16 protein-coding genes are annotated in these 16,055 nt (G+C 71.5%); 7 read left to right on the plus strand and 9 right to left on the minus strand.

Going from position 1 to position 16,055, the window contains the following annotated elements; translation table 11 throughout:
* Positions 1-144: 144 nt before the first annotated feature.
* Both ACESM1_RS01000 and ACESM1_RS01005 read right to left on the minus strand, forming a co-directional pair.
* Entirely contained in the window at positions 145-2,106 is a 1,962-nt protein-coding gene (locus ACESM1_RS01000) for a phosphatidylglycerol lysyltransferase domain-containing protein (protein ID WP_372616898.1), read from the minus strand.
* On the minus strand, positions 2,103-3,743 hold the full coding sequence (locus ACESM1_RS01005) for a lysine--tRNA ligase (RefSeq protein WP_372616900.1): 1,641 nt from the start codon (positions 3,741-3,743) through the stop codon (positions 2,103-2,105). Before ACESM1_RS01005 ends, ACESM1_RS01000 begins: the two co-directional genes overlap by 4 nt.
* A 186-nt stretch (positions 3,744-3,929) precedes the next feature.
* Here ACESM1_RS01005 and ACESM1_RS01010 point away from each other — a divergent pair, with 186 nt between their 5' ends.
* Positions 3,930-4,940, plus strand: coding sequence for an aspartate-semialdehyde dehydrogenase (locus ACESM1_RS01010; protein ID WP_372616901.1), 1,011 nt, complete (start codon positions 3,930-3,932; stop codon positions 4,938-4,940).
* A gap of 58 nt (positions 4,941-4,998) precedes the next feature.
* On the opposite strand, the gene ACESM1_RS01015 is transcribed toward ACESM1_RS01010, so the two are convergent.
* Both ACESM1_RS01015 and ACESM1_RS01020 read right to left on the minus strand, forming a co-directional pair.
* Positions 4,999-5,409, minus strand: coding sequence for a type II toxin-antitoxin system VapC family toxin (locus ACESM1_RS01015; RefSeq protein WP_372616902.1), 411 nt, complete (start codon positions 5,407-5,409; stop codon positions 4,999-5,001).
* Complete coding sequence (locus ACESM1_RS01020; RefSeq protein WP_372616904.1) at positions 5,406-5,645, minus strand: type II toxin-antitoxin system Phd/YefM family antitoxin; 240 nt, start codon at positions 5,643-5,645, stop codon at positions 5,406-5,408. The genes ACESM1_RS01015 and ACESM1_RS01020 overlap by 4 nt, the downstream gene beginning before the upstream one ends.
* Before the next feature lie 152 nt (positions 5,646-5,797).
* Here ACESM1_RS01020 and ACESM1_RS01025 point away from each other — a divergent pair, with 152 nt between their 5' ends.
* Together ACESM1_RS01025 and ACESM1_RS01030 are read left to right on the plus strand one after the other, a co-directional pair.
* A complete protein-coding gene (locus ACESM1_RS01025; RefSeq protein ID WP_372616906.1) occupies positions 5,798-6,163 on the plus strand; it encodes a hypothetical protein in 366 nt (121 codons plus the stop codon).
* 123 nt (positions 6,164-6,286) lie between these two features.
* The gene (locus ACESM1_RS01030; RefSeq protein WP_372617315.1) at positions 6,287-9,055 is read left to right on the plus strand and encodes an ATP-dependent DNA helicase; all 2,769 of its coding nucleotides are present in this window, start codon (positions 6,287-6,289) and stop codon (positions 9,053-9,055) included.
* Here the strand turns inward: ACESM1_RS01030 and ACESM1_RS01035 are convergent.
* Positions 9,046-9,480, minus strand: coding sequence for a GFA family protein (locus ACESM1_RS01035; protein WP_372616908.1), 435 nt, complete (start codon positions 9,478-9,480; stop codon positions 9,046-9,048). The two genes, ACESM1_RS01030 and ACESM1_RS01035, sit on opposite strands and share 10 nt — an antisense overlap.
* A gap of 64 nt (positions 9,481-9,544) precedes the next feature.
* Here ACESM1_RS01035 and ACESM1_RS01040 point away from each other — a divergent pair, with 64 nt between their 5' ends.
* The 3 genes from ACESM1_RS01040 (at position 9,545) to ACESM1_RS01050 (ending at position 11,066) form a co-directional block, all read left to right on the plus strand.
* A complete protein-coding gene (locus tag ACESM1_RS01040) occupies positions 9,545-9,784 on the plus strand; it encodes a hypothetical protein (protein ID WP_372616909.1) in 240 nt (79 codons plus the stop codon).
* Between the two features lie 70 nt (positions 9,785-9,854).
* Complete coding sequence (locus ACESM1_RS01045) at positions 9,855-10,289, plus strand: tellurite resistance TerB family protein (protein WP_372616911.1); 435 nt, start codon at positions 9,855-9,857, stop codon at positions 10,287-10,289.
* A 108-nt stretch (positions 10,290-10,397) separates the two neighbouring features.
* Complete coding sequence (locus ACESM1_RS01050) at positions 10,398-11,066, plus strand: hypothetical protein (protein ID WP_372616912.1); 669 nt, start codon at positions 10,398-10,400, stop codon at positions 11,064-11,066.
* Between the two features lie 82 nt (positions 11,067-11,148).
* Here ACESM1_RS01050 and ACESM1_RS01055 read toward each other — a convergent pair whose 3' ends face one another.
* From ACESM1_RS01055 to ACESM1_RS01065, 3 genes are all read right to left on the minus strand, one after another.
* The gene (locus tag ACESM1_RS01055; RefSeq protein WP_372616914.1) at positions 11,149-12,459 is read right to left on the minus strand and encodes a pilus assembly protein TadG-related protein; all 1,311 of its coding nucleotides are present in this window, start codon (positions 12,457-12,459) and stop codon (positions 11,149-11,151) included.
* 460 nt (positions 12,460-12,919) lie between these two features.
* A complete protein-coding gene (locus tag ACESM1_RS01060; RefSeq protein ID WP_372616915.1) occupies positions 12,920-13,837 on the minus strand; it encodes an MBL fold metallo-hydrolase in 918 nt (305 codons plus the stop codon).
* An 81-nt stretch (positions 13,838-13,918) separates the two neighbouring features.
* A complete protein-coding gene (locus ACESM1_RS01065; RefSeq protein ID WP_372616916.1) occupies positions 13,919-14,875 on the minus strand; it encodes a threonine dehydratase in 957 nt (318 codons plus the stop codon).
* A 101-nt stretch (positions 14,876-14,976) separates the two neighbouring features.
* Here ACESM1_RS01065 and ACESM1_RS01070 point away from each other — a divergent pair, with 101 nt between their 5' ends.
* Positions 14,977-15,561 (plus strand): hypothetical protein, encoded by a 585-nt coding sequence (locus tag ACESM1_RS01070; RefSeq protein ID WP_372616918.1) that lies wholly within the window; start codon positions 14,977-14,979, stop codon positions 15,559-15,561.
* Between the two features lie 52 nt (positions 15,562-15,613).
* On the opposite strand, the gene ACESM1_RS01075 is transcribed toward ACESM1_RS01070, so the two are convergent.
* Entirely contained in the window at positions 15,614-15,817 is a 204-nt protein-coding gene (locus ACESM1_RS01075; protein ID WP_372616919.1) for a cold-shock protein, read from the minus strand.
* Between the last annotated feature and the right edge of the window lie 238 nt (positions 15,818-16,055).

Below are 16,055 nucleotides of genomic sequence, written 5' to 3' on the forward strand. Positions count from 1 at the left end.
GCCCTCGATGCGGCACGTCGAGTGGCTTGCGCGCCGTCATGCCGGAGGCGTGCCTTCGGCACGACGCGCTGTTGCGCTGGGCCACGCGGGCACTCTGCGCGCGGGGCCGCGGTGCGGCCCTGACCTCTATGCTGTTGAGGGCAACTATCGCCTGACGCCGCTCACCGGTTCCGCCTGCGGCAGCAGCGCCAGCAGCTTCTCCAGATCCTTCTCGGCCCGGCACGCCAGGTAGCGCTGCGGCTCGCCGGCCGCCGGGGGGCCGAGCGGGAAGGCCGTCAGCCCGATATCGCCATACACCCGCAGCAGCGCCGGCGAGACGCGCCAGAAGGCGGGGTCCACCCCGGCGCGGTCGCACATGTCGCGGAAGCGCCAGATCGCCGAGACGCGGTCCTGTTCCTCCCCCGCCGGATCGCCGAGCGCCATCCAGATCCCGTCGCGCTGCACGAAGGCGAAGCCGGCGCGCCCGGCATCGCCGAAGGCCGCGCCATCCGCCCGCTCCGGCGGCGCGGCGCCGAGCCGGCGCAGCCGCGCGCGCACCTCCTCGCTCCACGGCTCGGGCACGATGCGCGCCGGGCGCAGCAGCCGCAGCATGCCGATCAGCAGCAGCACCGCCGCCAGGCCCACGGTGAAGCGCAGGCTGTCCGGCGCCAGCGGCGAGAGCACCACCTCGAACCAGCTCTCCGCCGCCACCTTCCCGCCGTACGACACGAGGGCGAGCAGGATGGCGCAGCCGCCGACCACGCCCATCGCCACCAGCGTCTCCGCGCCCAGCGGCTCCCGCAGCAGCCGCGGGTGGCGGTAGAAGGCGCTGCCCATCGCCGCCAGCAGCGTCGCCACCAGCAGGAAGGCACCCCAGAGCCACCAGGGATCCTCCCGCAGCCAGCAGATCACCGCACCATTCAGCAGCAGCAGGATGCCCAGCCCCCAGGCCAGCGACAGCCGCCGCAGCAATCCGTAGCCCATCAGCAGCAACAGCGAGCCGACCACGGAGGCAGCGAAATGCGAGGCGACCGCCGCTTCGTAGCCCGCCCATTCGTACATGGGCGTCCCGCGCGTCGGCAACGCCCCGAGGAAGATCAGCACCGTGCCCCCGAGCCCGACCAGCCCGGCGATTGCCGGCACTTCCAGCGCGTCCGCCACGCGCTGCTCCGCGGCGAGCCGCGCCAGGGCATGGCGCCGCTGCGCCACCTCGAAGCCGGCGAACAGCAGGCCGGCGAGGAACAGCGGCACGATGTAGTAGTAGAGGCGGAACACCAGCAGCGCGCCGATCACCTCGGCCGGGCCGAGATAGGGCGCGAGGCCGATCAGGATGGCACTGTCGAACACCCCGATGCCGCCCGGCAGGCTGGCCGCAATCCCGGCCAGATAGGCGGCGATGTAGATGCCGAGGAAGCGCAGATAGGTCAGGCCCTCGGCCCCGGGCAGCAGCGCGTAGAAGATCATCGCCGTCACCGCCACGTCCACGCTGGCCAGCGTGGTCTGCGCCAGCGCCATGCGGAAGCCCGGCAGGTCGATGCGGTACCTGAACAGCGTGACATGGCTGCGGATGCGCGACATCGTCAGGTAGGCCGCCAGGATCCCCCAGGCGCAGAGGCCGAGCGCCTGCATGATCCAGTGCGGCACGTGCTCGCCGAGGCCCGGCACCACCTCCGGCTCCACCACCAGCACCAGTCCGCCGAGCGCAAGCGCGCCGAGGCCGAAGGTCAGGCTGGTGAAGGCCACCACCTTGGCGATCGCCAGCGGCGGCAGCCCCCAGGCGGCATAGAAGCGGTAGCGCACCGCAGCCCCCGAGACCGCCGCGAAGCCGAGATTATGCGCGAGCGTATAGGCGCAGAAGGAGGCCAGCGAGGTGCGCGCATAGCTCACGGGATGGCCGGCATAGACGCTGCCCAGCCGGTCGTAGATGGTCAGCACCGCATAGGCCAGCAGCGTCCATCCCGCCGCGTGCCATAGCGTCGCGTTCGGGATCGCATCCAGCGCGGCACGCACATCGGCCACCGAGAGGCTGCGGAATTCCTTCTGCACCACCCAGACCGCGGCGACGAGCAGGACCAGCCCGAAGACCGTCATCCCGTGCCGCTTGAGCAGGAGCAGCCAGCCCTTCATGCAGATGGCGTGTCCCGGCTGAGCGCCGTCTCGATCAGGCCGATCGTGCCGGCGATGCCGTAGAGCGCGACGAAGCCGCCGAAGCGCGGTCCTTCCGGCTGGCCGAGCAGCACCTGGTAAAGCGCATCGAACCAGGCGCGGGAGACACCTGGCCGCCCGCCGTCCTTGGCCGGCTGCAGGAAGGGCTCACGGCGCCCGGCATCGTACACCAGGTCCTGGATCGCCTTGGCACGGTCCTCGGGCGGCATCTGCTCGAGGTCGGTGATGCGCTCGCGCAGCGCGGCGGCCAGGTCGCGCATCGCCTCGGCTTCGGCCGGCGTCGCGGGGCGGTGCCGCTTCTCCGGCACCACGCGGTCGCGGTAATAGGCGACGGCGCGCTCGACCAGCCGCGCGACGAGCGGATGGCTCTCGGGCGTCACATCCGGCGCGTAGCGCTGGAGGAAACCCCAGAGCATCCCGGGATTGTCGGCGTTGATCACGCTGGCCAGGTTCAGCAGCATGGTGAAGGAGATCGGCGAGCCGGGATCGTTGGTGCCGCCGCCATGGATGTGCCAGGCCGGGTTGTCCGGCGTCGGCGCGGCGCGCAGCCGGTCGAGGTTCTGCACGTACTCGTCGGTGGCGCGCGGGATCACGTCGAAGAACAGGCGCTTGGCGCGGCCCGGCTGGTTGTACATGAACTGCGCCAGCGATTCCGGCGGCGCGTAGTGCAGCCATTCCTCGATCGAGAGGCCGTTGCCCTTCGACTTGCTGATCTTGGTACCGGCCTCGTCGAGGAACAGCTCATAGGTGAAGCCGACCGGCGGCTCCCCGCCCAGCACGCGGCAGATGGCGGAGGAGAGCTTCACGCTGTCGATCAGGTCCTTGCCCGACATCTCGTAATCCACGCCGAGCGCGAACCAGCGCAGCGCCCAGTCCGCCTTCCACTGCGCCTTGCAATGGCCGCCGGTGATGCGGGTGCCGAAGCGCTCGCCGGTGTCGGGATCGCGCCAGACCAGCTCGTCGAGGCCCGGCCGCACTTCCTCCATCGGCACCTGCATCACCACGCCGGTCCTTGGGTGGATCGGCAGGAAGGGCGAATAGGTGGCGCGGCGGTCCGGCCCCAGCGTCGGCAGGATGACGTCGCGCACCGCCTCGTGCCGCTCCGCCATGCGGAGCAGCGCCGCGTCGAACTTGCCCGAGTGGTAGTAGTCGGAGGAGGAGGCGAACTCGTAGTCGAAGCCGAACTGGTCGAGGAAGGCGCGCAGGCGCGCGTTGTTGTGGTGGCCGAAGCTCTCATGCGTGCCGAAGGGATCGGGGATGGCGGTGACCGGCTTGCCGAGGTGGCCGGCCAGCATCTCCCGGTTCGGCACGTTGTCCGGCACCTTCCGCAGCCCGTCCATGTCGTCGCTGAAGGCCACCAGGCGGGAGGGCAGGCCGGTCAGCCGCGTGAACGCGTTGCGCACCCAGGTGGTGCGTGCCACCTCGCCGAAGGTGCCGATATGCGGCAGGCCGGAGGGGCCATAGCCCGTCTCGAACAGCGCCGACCCTTTGCCCGAGGCCTGCACCCGGGCGGCGACCTTGCGGGCCTCCTCGAAGGGCCAGGCCTTCGTCGCGCCGAAGGCGCGCGACTCGTCGGCGGAATAGTCGGCGTCTGACATGCGTGGGTGCTCGTGCGGGGGCGTTCCGCCGCGCCTTATAGGGAGGCGGGGCGGCGCAGGCGACCCCGGACAGGGCAGACCCCGCAACGGCGCATTTGGCCCTGCCGCCGCTTTGCGCTATCTGCGCCAGGCTGGCGGGTCGCTTGCCCGCCGGCGTGAACGCTCATGCGAGAAGGAGAGACCCCGATGCGGGTCGGTGTGATCGGCGCCACGGGTGCGGTGGGCAAGGAGCTGGTGGAGGTCCTGGGCAAGCGTCGCTTCCCCGTGACGAAACTCCGCCTCTTCGCCTCGGGCCGCAGCGCCGGCACGCGGGTCACGACGCCCTTCGGCGAGATCACCATCGAGGAGTTCACGCCGGACAAGGCGAAGGATCTCGACCTGGCCCTGCTCGCCGTCTCCGGCGACTTCGCCAAGCAGCACGCCCCGGCGCTGGTCGCGGCCGGCGTGACGGTGGTGGACAATTCCTCCGCCTTCCGCCTGGACGACAACGTCCCCCTGGTGGTGCCGGAGGTGAACGCGGCCGCGGTCGGCAATGCCCGGCTGATCGCCAACCCCAACTGCACCACCGCGATCCTCGTCGTCGCGCTGGCGCCGCTGCACGCGGCTTTCGGCCTGAAGCGCGTGATCGTCTCCACCTACCAGGCCTCCTCCGGCGCCGGCGCCGAGGGCATGGCCGAGCTGGAGCGCGAGACGCGCCGGGTGCTGGTGGAGGGCGAGAAGCCCCGCGCCGAGGTCTTCGCCCATCCGCTGGCCTTCAACGTCATCCCGCACATCGACAGCTTCCAGCCCAACGGCTACACGCGGGAGGAGATGAAGGTCGTCTGGGAGACCCGGAAGATCATGGGTCTGCCCGACCTTCCCGTCTCCTGCACGGCCGTGCGCATCCCGACCATGCGGGTGCATGGCGAGAGCGTGACGATCGAGACCGAGAAGCCCATCACGCCCGACGCCGCGCGCGAGGTCCTGCGCGCCGCTGCCGGCGTGAAGGTGGTGGATGATCCCGCCAACAAGCTCTACCCGATGCCGCTGACGGCGACTGGCCAGGACGATTGCGAGATCGGCCGCATCCGCCAGAACCTGGTCTTCGGCGACCACGGCCTGGATTTCTTCGTCTGCGGCGACCAGCTGCTGAAGGGCGCGGCGCTCAACGCGGTGCAGATCGCGGAGCGGGTGCCGGCGCTGAAGGTGGCGGCCTGACTTTCCTTCGCCCTCCCCCGCTTGCGGGGGAGGGACGCGAAACCGGGGCCGCGGTCCCTTACGGCAGTAACGGCACCCCCGCAGCGGCGGCCGCGCTCCGGAGAGCCCGATCCGTCGTCGCCAGCGGCAGACGGCGTCGCTGCGCCAGTTCCAGGTAGCTCGCGTCGTACACCGACAGGCCGAACCGCTCCGCGAGACGGATCGTGTCCGTCCACGCCTGTTCGGCCGTTTCCGCATCCAGCGCGATCGGCAATTCCCGGAGCAACCGCGCCAGTTCGGCGCGTTGCGCCGCATCCACCCGCTGCCGGCGCTCTGCCATGAGCAAGCCGTTCTGCGCTTCCAGCGGCCAGAGCCCAGGCGCGACCGCGCCCGCCTCGGCCACACGGTCGAGCAGCGCCATCAACTCCGGTGCCTGCTCATCCGCGAAGCACCAGGCCAGCGCGACAGAGTTGTCGATGACGAAGCTCAAGACCGGCCTTCATCCACCAGTTCCTTGATGCCAATGCCTCCAAGGGTGAGGCCCCGGCTGGCTTGGCGCAGCGCCTCCGCCGTGCGGCGTGCCTTCTCGCGATCGAAGCCGGGCGCGACGGGAACGATCTTCGCAACCGCCACGCCGCGCCGCGTGATCGTCACCTCGCGACCATGTTCGGCCTCCGCCACCAGGGCGCTGAGGCGGTTCTTGGCCTCGAACAGGGGAACTTGCACGGGCAGCGCTCGCGTGTTGATCTGGCTAGATAGATGGCTAGACCGCCGTCCAGGCGCAATAGGCCGGGCGCGCTTGGGCCATCTTGCCCGTATGGAGTCGCCCCCCTGAACCGGTGCATCATTCCCCAGGAGTGAAGAAGGTGCGGCGAAGCTTGGCGGCGACCGCCATCCTGTTCGGGGTAGCCGGCATCCTACCTTTGCTGCTGGAGTTGGGGCTGCCAGCACCTGCCTTCGTGCGCGACGCGATATCGTTCGGCGAGCAGTCGGTAAGGATCGCGGTGGTCGGCGTCGTGGCGCTGCTGGTTGCGCCGACCCTGCTGCTTTGGGGCCTGATTGCCTTTCAGCAGACGAGCCGCGGGCGCTCGGGCGTCACCGTCGGGGCGATCGTCGTCTGCCTTTGCACCGCGCCCTTCGGTATCGGCCTCGTTCTCTGCCTGCCCATCTTCTTTTGCGTGATCCTGCCGATCATGCGCCAGTTCAAGGCCGCCGGCGGCACGCCTCCATTCGAGCAAGCCTAGTGTTCGGAAACCACCCATCGGGGCGGGCCGGGTGGGCCCCCGGGAAAACCGGACGGTGCCTTCCCTCTTTGTTCGCGCCCCCATCCGGGCCAGATTGCCCCCGTGTCCTCGCCCCGCGCCGCCATCCCCGCCCGTCAGCCGCGCCTTCTCCTTCCCGACGCCCCGGCGCTGGTCGCCGGCTTCGGGCGCGGCGCGTTGCTGACCCCCGATGGCGAACTCCTCACCCTCCCCACCGCCGAGATCGGCCGCCGCCTGCGCGATCTCGGCCCGCCTTTGCTGGTCCATGCCCCCGCCACCTTCAGGCGCCTCGGCCTGCCGCCCGTCCCGGCCTGCGACCTGCTGGAGCTCTTCGCCTTCTGCCGCCCGGCCCACCCGGCCGCGCCCACCCCGCGCGGCCTCGCCATCTCGCTGGACCGCGACCTGCCGGCGGACGACGAAGCCGCCGCTGCGCTGCTGCCGGAGCTTGCCACGGACCTGCTCCGCCACCTCGCCGCCGGCCGCAACGCACCCCTGAACCGCGACGCCGCCCAACTCGCTCAGAAGCTCGGCGCCGAGATCCACTGGCCTTGGGCCGAGTCGGTCCTCGCCGCGCTCGGCCAGCCCGACGCCCGCCCCTCGCTCGATCCGCTGAAGGTCTGGCGCCGCCTGCCCGATTGGGAGGACGAGGCGCCGCCCCCGCCCCCCGCCCACCAGCCCATCACCCAAGCCGAGGCCCGCCGCCGCCTGGCCGACATCCTGGGCGAGGGCGCCGAGCAGCGCCCGCAGCAATCCGACTTCGCCTCCGCCGCCGCCGGCGCCTTCCAGGCCCGCGAGGCCAAGGGCTCGCCCAACCTGGTGCTCGCCGAGGCCGGCACCGGGACCGGCAAGACGCTCGGCTATGTCGCGCCCGCTTCCCTCTGGGCTGAGCGCAACGGCGCCCCGGTCTGGATCTCCACCTTCACCCGCAACCTCCAGCGCCAGATCGACCAGGAGACCGCGCGCCTCTACCCCGACCCGGTCGAGCGCCGCCGCCGCGTCGTGGTCCGCAAGGGGCGGGAGAACTACCTCTGCCTGCTGAACATGGAGGAACAGATCGGCGCGGCGCAGATGGCGGGCATGCTGCTGCCTCTTGCGCTGGTCTCCCGCTGGGCGCTGTTCACGCGCGACGGCGACCTGATGGGCGGCGATTTCCCGGGTTGGCTCAGCGAGCTCTTCGGCCACCACGCCGTCTGGCCGCTCGCAGACCGCCGCGGTGAATGCGTCCACTCCGCCTGCGGCCACTACAAGCAATGCTTCGTCGAGCACTCCATCCGCCGCGCGAAGACCGCAACGCTGGTGGTGGCGAATCATGCGCTGGTGATGGTGCAGGCCGCCCTCGGCGGTGGCGAGGATGGCCGCCCGCTGCGGCTGGTGTTCGACGAGGGCCACCATCTGTTCGACGCCGCCGACGCCGCCTTCTCCGCCGATCTCACCGGCGGCGAGACGGCGGAGCTGCGTCGCTGGCTGCTCGGCGCCGAGGGCGGCCGCTCCCGCGCCCGCGGCCTGGCGCGGCGGATGGAGGAGCTGGTCGGCGATCGTCCCGACCTGCTGATGCCCCTGGAAGACGCCCTGCAGGCCGCCCGCGCCTTGCCCGGCCAGGGCTGGCCCTCGCGCCTGGCGGAGAACGACCCGCGCGGCGCCACCGAGGATTTTCTTCATTCCGTCCGCCGCCAGGTGCTGGCGCGCATCCGCGACGACGATGCCGGCTATGGCGTCGAGTGCGACGTCCACCCGCTGAACCCCGGTGTCCCCGAAGCGGCCGAAAAGCTGGGCGCGGCCCTCGCCCGCCTGCACGCCCCGTTGCAGACCCTGCGCGATCGTCTGCACGCCCGCCTGGAAGACGAGGCGGAGGAGCTGGAAGTCGGCGACCGCATCCGCATCGAGGCCGCGGTGCGCGGCATCGAGCGGCGAGCTCTGATGCCGCTCACCGGCTGGGGCGCGATGCTCAAGACGCTGGCCGAGCCGCCCCGCCCGCCCGGCATTCGCCCCGACTACGTGGACTGGTTCGCCCTGGAACGCCGCGAGGGGCGGGAGGTGGATGCGGGGATGTTCCGCCACCACCTCGACCCCACCCAGCCCTTCGCGCTGACGGTCGCGGCTCCTGCGCATGGCGTGCTGATCACCTCCGCCACCTTGCGCGATTCCGGCGACGGGGAGACCGACGACCCCGACACGATCTGGCGCGCCGCCGAGGCCCGCACCGGCGTGCAGCACCTGGCCGCGCCCGCCATCCGCGCCGCCGTGCCCTCGCCCTTCGACTACGGCGCCCGCACCCGCGCGCTGGTCGTCACCGATGTGGCGCGGGAGGAATTCGGCCAGGTCGCAGCCGCCTATCGCACGCTGTTCGTCGCCGCCGGCGGCGGCGGGCTCGGCCTGTTCACCGCCGTCCGCCGCCTGCGGGAAGTGCATTCGCGCATCGCCGAACCGCTCGCCCAGGCCGGCATCCCGCTCTACGCGCAGCACGTGGACGCGATGGACAATGCCACGCTGGTGGACGTGTTCCGCGCCGAGGAGTCCTCCTGCCTGCTCGGCACCGATGCCATGCGTGATGGCGTGGACGTGCCCGGCCAGTCGCTGCGCATCCTGGTGTTCGACCGCGTGCCCTGGCCGCGCCCGACCATCCTGCACCGTGAGCGCCGCCTGCACCTCTCCGAGGGTCGCCCGAAGGCGCATGACGACGCGATCGCCCGTCATCGCCTGCGCCAAGCCTATGGCAGGCTGATCCGCCGCGCCGACGACAAGGGCGTCTTCGTCCTGCTCGATGCGCGCACGCCCTCCCGCCTGCTGGCGGGGCTGCCGGACGGCGTGATCGTGCAGCGCCTCGGGCTGCGCCAGGCGGTGGAGGCGACGCGGGAGTTCCTGGCTCAGCCCTGAGTCTTCGCCGCCCGAAGTTCCGCCTCGGTCCGTTTCGGCAGGTCGGGGTCGGCGCTGGTCCAGGCGACATGCGTATCCCAGAAGGCGTGCACCTGCGGCGCGCGGTCCGGGCCCTCGTCCAGCGCCGCCGCGGCGACATGCAGTTCTTCCGCCCAGCGGTCGGACCGGAACAGCATCGGCGAGCCGCAGCGCCGGCAGAATCCGCGCCGCGCACCGGGACTCGACTCGTGCCAGGCGAGCGCCGCTTCCCCGGCCGGCTCCACCGCGAAGCTCGTGCGCTTCACCGAGACCCAGGTGACGAAGGCCGCGCCATGCGCGCGCTGGCACATGCGGCAATGGCAATGCGCCACCCAGTTGCTCGGCAGCGCGACGCGGAAGCGCACCGCCCCGCAGAGGCAGCCACCCGCGGCATCACGGCGAACCATCGCCCTGTCCTCCCGTCCAGGCCCGTAGCGTAGAGCGGCGGCACACGGCACCGAAAGCGCTCGCATGATGTTGCGCACCGGCCCGCATCCGCGCGACGGACGCGGCAAGCTGGTGTTCCTCGCCGACGCCGGGCGCGCCGGGCGGGAGCAGGCGGTTGCCGTCGCCACCGCCTCGATCCCGCCGCGCGCCGCCGGCCTGCCGGACTCCGAGATCGAGGCGGCCCTGCCGCTGTTGCGCCGGCTGCGCGCCGCGCCCGGCACCGCGCGCGATGCCGATCCGCCGTCCGCGGCGACGGAGCCGTGACACCGCGCCCGCTTGACCCGCCCCCGCTGCCGCGCGAGGGAGTGCCCCTGTTCACGCCGGAGAGCCTCCCATGACCGCCCGCAGCGAGGCCCACATCGCCCGCTTCACCCCGCAGGAGGCGCTGGTCTGCGCCATGGTGCTGATGTCGGTCGCCGATGGCCCGATGTCCGATGCCGAAGTCGGCATGATGAGCCGCATGGTGCAGGAACTGCCCGTCTTCGCCGATTTCCACAGCGGCGAGATCGAGACCGTCACCGATGCCGTGGCCAAGCTGCTCGGCCGCAATGACGGGCTCGACCAGGCGATGACGCTGCTGCGCGACTCCCTGCCGATGCGCCTGCGCGAGACCGCCTACCTGCTCGCCTGCGAGGTCTGCGCCGCGGATGGCGAGGCAACGCAGGAGGAACTGCAGCTCCTCCAGGATCTGCGCATCGGCCTCGACATCGACCGGCTGATCGCCGGCGCCATCGAGCGGGCCGCCAAGGCGCGCTATCAGGTGATCTGACCCCCGGCGCAGCCGGCGATTTTCGGTCCCCCGCGCCCGGGCCCTCGTGCATAGTCTTCGCCCGGTGGGCCGGCCAGGACCTGGCCGGCGCAAGCGGGAGGATCGCGAATGCGCAGGACCCTGATGCTGCCGGCTGCGGTGGCGTTGCTGACGGCCCTCGGCCTGGCGGCCGACGCCCAGACGCCGGCACCGGACGCCGCGCGGAACATGACGTTCTTCGTCACCAGCATCGGCATCGGCCGCGGCGCCGATCTCGGTGGCCTCGCCGGCGGTGATGCGCATTGCCAAGCGCTGGCCAGCGCGGCCGGCGCCGGCCAACGGACTTGGCGGGCCTATCTCAGCACCCAGGGTTCGGGCGCGGTGAATGCGCGCGACCGCATCGGGACCGGTCCCTGGCAGAACGCCAATGGCGTGGTGATCGCCCGCAGCGTTGCGGAGCTGCACTCGCCCGCCAACGCCATGACCAAGCAGACCAACGTGGACGAGCGCGGCCAGCTGGTGAACGGCCGCGGCGACACGCCGAATCGCCATGACATCCTTACCGGCTCGCAGGAGGACGGCACCGCCTTCAGCGGCGCCGAGGACCGCACCTGCCGGAACTGGACCTATAGCGGCCAGGATGGCTCGGCGATGCTCGGCCATCATGATCGGGTCGGGCTGCGGGACGACGCGCCCTCCCGCTCCTGGAACACCTCGCACCCGTCGCGCGGCTGCAGCCAGGACAATCTGCGCAGCACGGGCGGCGCCGGGCTTTTCTACTGCTTCGCCACGGACTGACCCGCTGGCGGACCGGGACGTCGCTTCGCACCGGGCGATCGGCGCCCGGTGCGAAGCTTGCGCGGGCGTGTGCGGCCCGCTGCTATTCGATGATCCGCGCCACCTGGGTGTAGCTCACGCCGGTTCCGGTCCCGGCGCAGCTGCTGACGCCGGCGGAAGAGCCGCCGCGCAGCTCGATGGTGTCGGCAACCAGCACCATGCAGCCATCGGTGGCAGAGGCGCCACTGAACTGCACGGTCGAGCTTGGGAAATACAGCCCGCCCTCGATGTCGAACTCCGCATTGGCGGCGATCTTCACCGCGGCAGTGCCGCCGCCGCCGGTGGCGCGGATATCGCGGTAGAACAGGATGCCGCGGTAGTCGGGATCCTGCGGGTTCTCCGGCGCGCGCAGCCCCACCATCGCGCCGCCATTGATGTCGATCTCGCCGATCCGGGAGGGATCGCCGGTGAGCACGATCGTGACGCCCTCACCGCCGGTGCAGGTCGGGCATTCGAGCCTGCCGCCGCCATTCACCCGCAGCGAGGCGTTGTGGAGGTAGTAGGTGCCGGGCGTGAGCGTCAGCGTGGCGCCGGCGGCCACGCGGATGTCGTCGCAATAGGCGCGGCGCCCGTTGCTCTCGTAGGGGGAGAGGCTCGTCGGGTTGTTCGATGCGCTCAGGCAGGAGCTGCCGTTGAAGGACGGGAGCACCTTGGTGTCGAGATGCGCATAGGGATTGCTGGCGGGAAGCTGCCCTTCCGCCGCCGGCTGCGTCAGTTGCACGGCTTCATCGTCGCAGCCGTCGCAGGTGGTCACGGCGCTTGCCGTGAAGGCGGTGACCTGGCCGCTGCCGCTGAAGTCGAAGCCGGGGCCGCTGGTGCGGTTGGAGGCGAGCGCGCACTCCGGCGCGCTGATCGTGGCGGAGCCCGCCACCGTGAATCCGCCGGCGAGGGCGAGGAAGCACACCGGGCGGCTGTCCCGCACCGCCGCCACCGAGCGCCCGGCGACGATGGGCGCACTGCGCAGGAACATGCCGGACGCAGCGAGGCGCTGCTGCTGCCGCACGATCACCTCGACCGCCGCGGGGTTGCCTCTGTTCGGGCCGCTGGCGGGCGGGATGTTCACCTCGACCGTGTTGATCCCGCCATGCGCGAAGCCGTTGCGGCCCGACACGTCCGCCGCGGCCAGCCTCGCGGTGGCCTCGCCGCTCCGCGGCAGGACGGCCGCCGCCGCGAGCGCCGACATGTCGGCCGCGTTCCCCGCCCCGCGACGCGCCGAGTACCACACGCCCGCATCGGTCGCGAGCGCGACCGCGCCAAAGAGCGGAACCACGGAGGCGGCGAAGACGACCGCGGTGACACCGCGGCGGTCGCCAAGCATGCGGCGGAGGCTCGGGAGCAAGGTCGGGAGCATCATGAGTGGGGTGTCCTCTCTAACTCATAGGAAATTCGTAATTTTGATACGTCATAATGACTCTTAACGTTTGCGCACGCTCGTTCGGAACCGTCACGAAATGTCAGGAAAGGTTCGAAGCAGCCAGGAAGACGCTGCGGCCGGCAGCGGCTCGGCTCGTGTGTGAGGAAATCGCCCGCACGAACAAGGCTTTGCACGCGTTTGTCGCTGGATGCCAAAGCCGCCCCCAGCCCTGCACGCGCCAGGACGCGGATCTTTTTCGGAAATGAATCTTAATTATCTATCTTATGTTCTATCCAGGAGACGATATGGCGTCTCGTCGGACGGCCCGCGAACATTGTAGGGCGCGCCGTCACCGTGTGCGGCGCTCGGCCGCGCGGAGGCGGGCGCCGGCATGCCCGTCGGCGCCACGTCGGCGGCAACCATGCCCGACCGGTCGCATCCAATCGGTCGGGACACGCTCCTAGCCCGCGGTCTCCTGCGATGCCGGCTGGCTGACGGGCCCGGCCGCAACAGCGCCGCCGTCTCCCTCGCTCCACGCGGCCATCGCCACGAACTCCACGGCGTCATGCGTGCAGAACACCGCGATATCGGCGTCGGGCGCAGCCAGCATCTGGCGCAGCCGCGCCAGGCTGTCGTGCTGCGCCGCAACATCGGCGGCCATCATCCGCTCATAGGCCGCGAGCAGCGGCGGCGCGGCGCCGTCGCCATGGGCCTCGGCCCGGTTGAAGTAGGTGTCGCCGGCATGCAGCAGCCAGCCGCGCGGCCCCTTCACCGCCACCCCGGCATGGCCCGGCGTATGGCCGGGCAGCGGGACGAACAGGAACTCCTCCGGAAGCCCGGCGATCTCGCGCACGTTGCGCAGCCCGAACAGCGTCTCGCCGCTGCCGCGGCCGCGGCTGCCGAGCCGCGTCTCCACCGTGTGCCAGCGCGAGGTGTCACCCCATTGCGCCGGGCGCCAGCGGGCCCGGCCGATGATGCCGCGCCGCTCCGTCGCCGCTTCCGCCTCCGGGGCGGTCAGGTGCACGACGGCATGCGGGAAATCCACCAGCCCGCCGGCATGGTCGAAGTCCAGATGCGTCATCACGATGTGCTGCACATCGTTCGGCGCGAAGCCGAGCCGCTTCAGGCGCCGGATCGCGGTTCGTTCGGGGTCGAGCCGCGGGCGCAGCAGCGCCAGATTCCAGGCGGGCAGGCGCGGGACGGGCCGCATCGTGTCGCGCAGGCCGAACCCGGTATCCACCAGCACCAGGCCGTGGTGATCCGTCTCGATCAGCAGGCAATGGCAGGTGAGGCGCGCCACCGCCCCGGGCGTGATCCCGTCCATCAGCCGGCCGCCAAGCGGCCGCAGCGGGCCGAGGTCGAGGTGGTGGATCTTCATCGGCGCCTCCCGCGTGAGCCCGCAGGAAACGGGGCGGAAGGCCCGGCGTTCGTTGCTGCCCTGCCCCCGTCGGCGCCTGCCTCAGTCGCCGAGCACCCACTCCCTGAACAACGCCAGGTCGATGTTGCCACCGCACAGGATCACCGCGACGCGCCGCCCCCGCATCCGCGCCGCCTCCTGCAGCAGCGCGGCGAGCGGCGCGGCACCGGCGCCCTCGGCCAGGTTGTGGGTGTCCTGCCAATAGGCGCGGATCGCCGCCGCCATCTCGGCATCGGTCACCGTGATGATGCGCGACGCGCCCCGCCGGATCATCTCCAGCGCGGCGGGGTCGGGGATGCGCGTGGCCATGCCGTCGGCGCGCGTATTGGCGCTCGGCACGGTCACGACGCGGTGGGCGGCGAAGCTGCGGGCATAGGCGTCGGCCTCGGTGCTCTGCACGCCGATGATCTCGGTGGGCAGACCGAGCAGGTCGCGCGCCATGATGCAGCCGCAGATACCGGAGCCCAGCCCGATCGGCACATAGAGCGCGTCGAGCGGCGGCGCGCCCCGGAACAGTTCCAGCGCATAGGTCGCCACGCCGCGCACCAGATCCGGCGCGAAGGATGGGGCGAACTCCAGCCCCTCCGCCCCGGCAATGCGCATGGCCTCGATGCGCGCGGCGTCGAAATCCTCGCCATGCTCGACCAGGCGGGCGCCGAAGGCCCGCATCGCGGCGTTCTTCTCCACACTGTTGCCGCGCGGCACCACGATCGTCACCGGCACCGCGGCACGCGCGCCGGCATAGGCCAGGCTCTGCCCGTGATTGCCACGGGTGGCGGAGACCACGCCCGCCACGCCGGGCCGCTCGCGCTTCAGCCGGTCGAAGTAGGTCAGGCCGCCGCGCACCTTGAAGGCGCCGGTCGGCGTGTGGTTCTCGTGCTTGACCCAGACCTCCGCACCGGTGCGGGCGGCGAGCAACGGCCACGCGTATTGCGGCGTCGGCGGGAACACCGCGTGCACCAGGCGGGCAGCCTCTTCGAGCGCGGGCAGGTCGAACACGCGGGAACCTCCGGGCGGGCAGGACGCCGGGCGGCACCGGGGAAACGTCCGCCGCCGCCCGCGTTCACCATCGAACGGGAAGCATAGCGGAGGGCGACGCCATGGCCATCACGGTGGACAGCAGCCAGTGGACCGGTGAGCGCGATGACACGCCACTGGCGGTGCCGATCGTCTGGGGCGAGTTCGCGGATGAGGCGGCCCGGGACGCAGCTCTGCGGCGGCTGCGCGAAGCCGGCGCTATGGAGCCGGAGCAAACGCCAGCCGCCGGTTCCGGCGGTGTCGCACCGCCCCGGGCGGCGGCGAACGAGGATCAGGTGGCGCCGCCGGACGAGCATCCCAGGCAGGCCGACCGGCGCAACCAGCGCCAGCTTCATGTCGGCACGGCGATGGCTGCGACGTCGATGGCCGCGGCCGGCATCGTGATCGCCACCGGCGGCGCCGCGCTTCCCGCAGTGGCCGCGGCCGCGGCCGCGGGCGCTGCGACGGCGGCGGTCGGCGAGCCGGTTGCCGACGCCCTCACGCCGCAATCGGGACAGCCAAAGCAAAAGGAAGTTGACCTGCCCCGGGCCGAGGGACCGGTGATCGGCCTTCAGGCGCCGGATGCCGAAACGCGGGCGCGCGCCGAAGCATTGCTGCGCGAGGCAGGTGCGCGGCGCGTCTTCGTGCAGGAAACGCGCGCAGGCTGACGCCCGCGCTGGCCCTTCCCCAGCCAATGGTGCCGGGGAAGGCGCGGCAGGATCACTCCGTGCGCAGGTTGGTGGCGGCGGCCTTGCCGCGTTCCATCACCACTTCATAGGACAGCTTTTGGCCCTCGTTCAGGCCGGTGAGGCCGGCCTTCTGGACGGCTGTGATGTGCACGAACACGTCCTTTCCGCCATCCTGCGGAACGATGAAGCCGAAGCCCTTCGTTGCGTTGAACCATTTCACAGTGCCGACCGCCATGCGATCCGGGCTCCTCAACCTCTGGTGTCCGGGCGCCGATCGCCCGGACTGGGCGCCACGCGACGGCGCGACCTGGAGGCGGCCCGGGTGAAACAGGAACCCGGTAGGCACGGCAAGCCGGAACGCGAGGGCCTGTTCACGATGCGCGCCCGCGCGCGGCAAGGTCAAAGCCTGAGCTTGATGGTCACGCATTTGTCAGCCGTGCCGAAATCTCGCTCCGCACGCGACCCAACGCAGA

Origin of the sequence: Falsiroseomonas sp. (assembly GCF_041690465.1) — a bacterium.
Taxonomy (GTDB): domain Bacteria; phylum Pseudomonadota; class Alphaproteobacteria; order Acetobacterales; family Acetobacteraceae; genus Falsiroseomonas.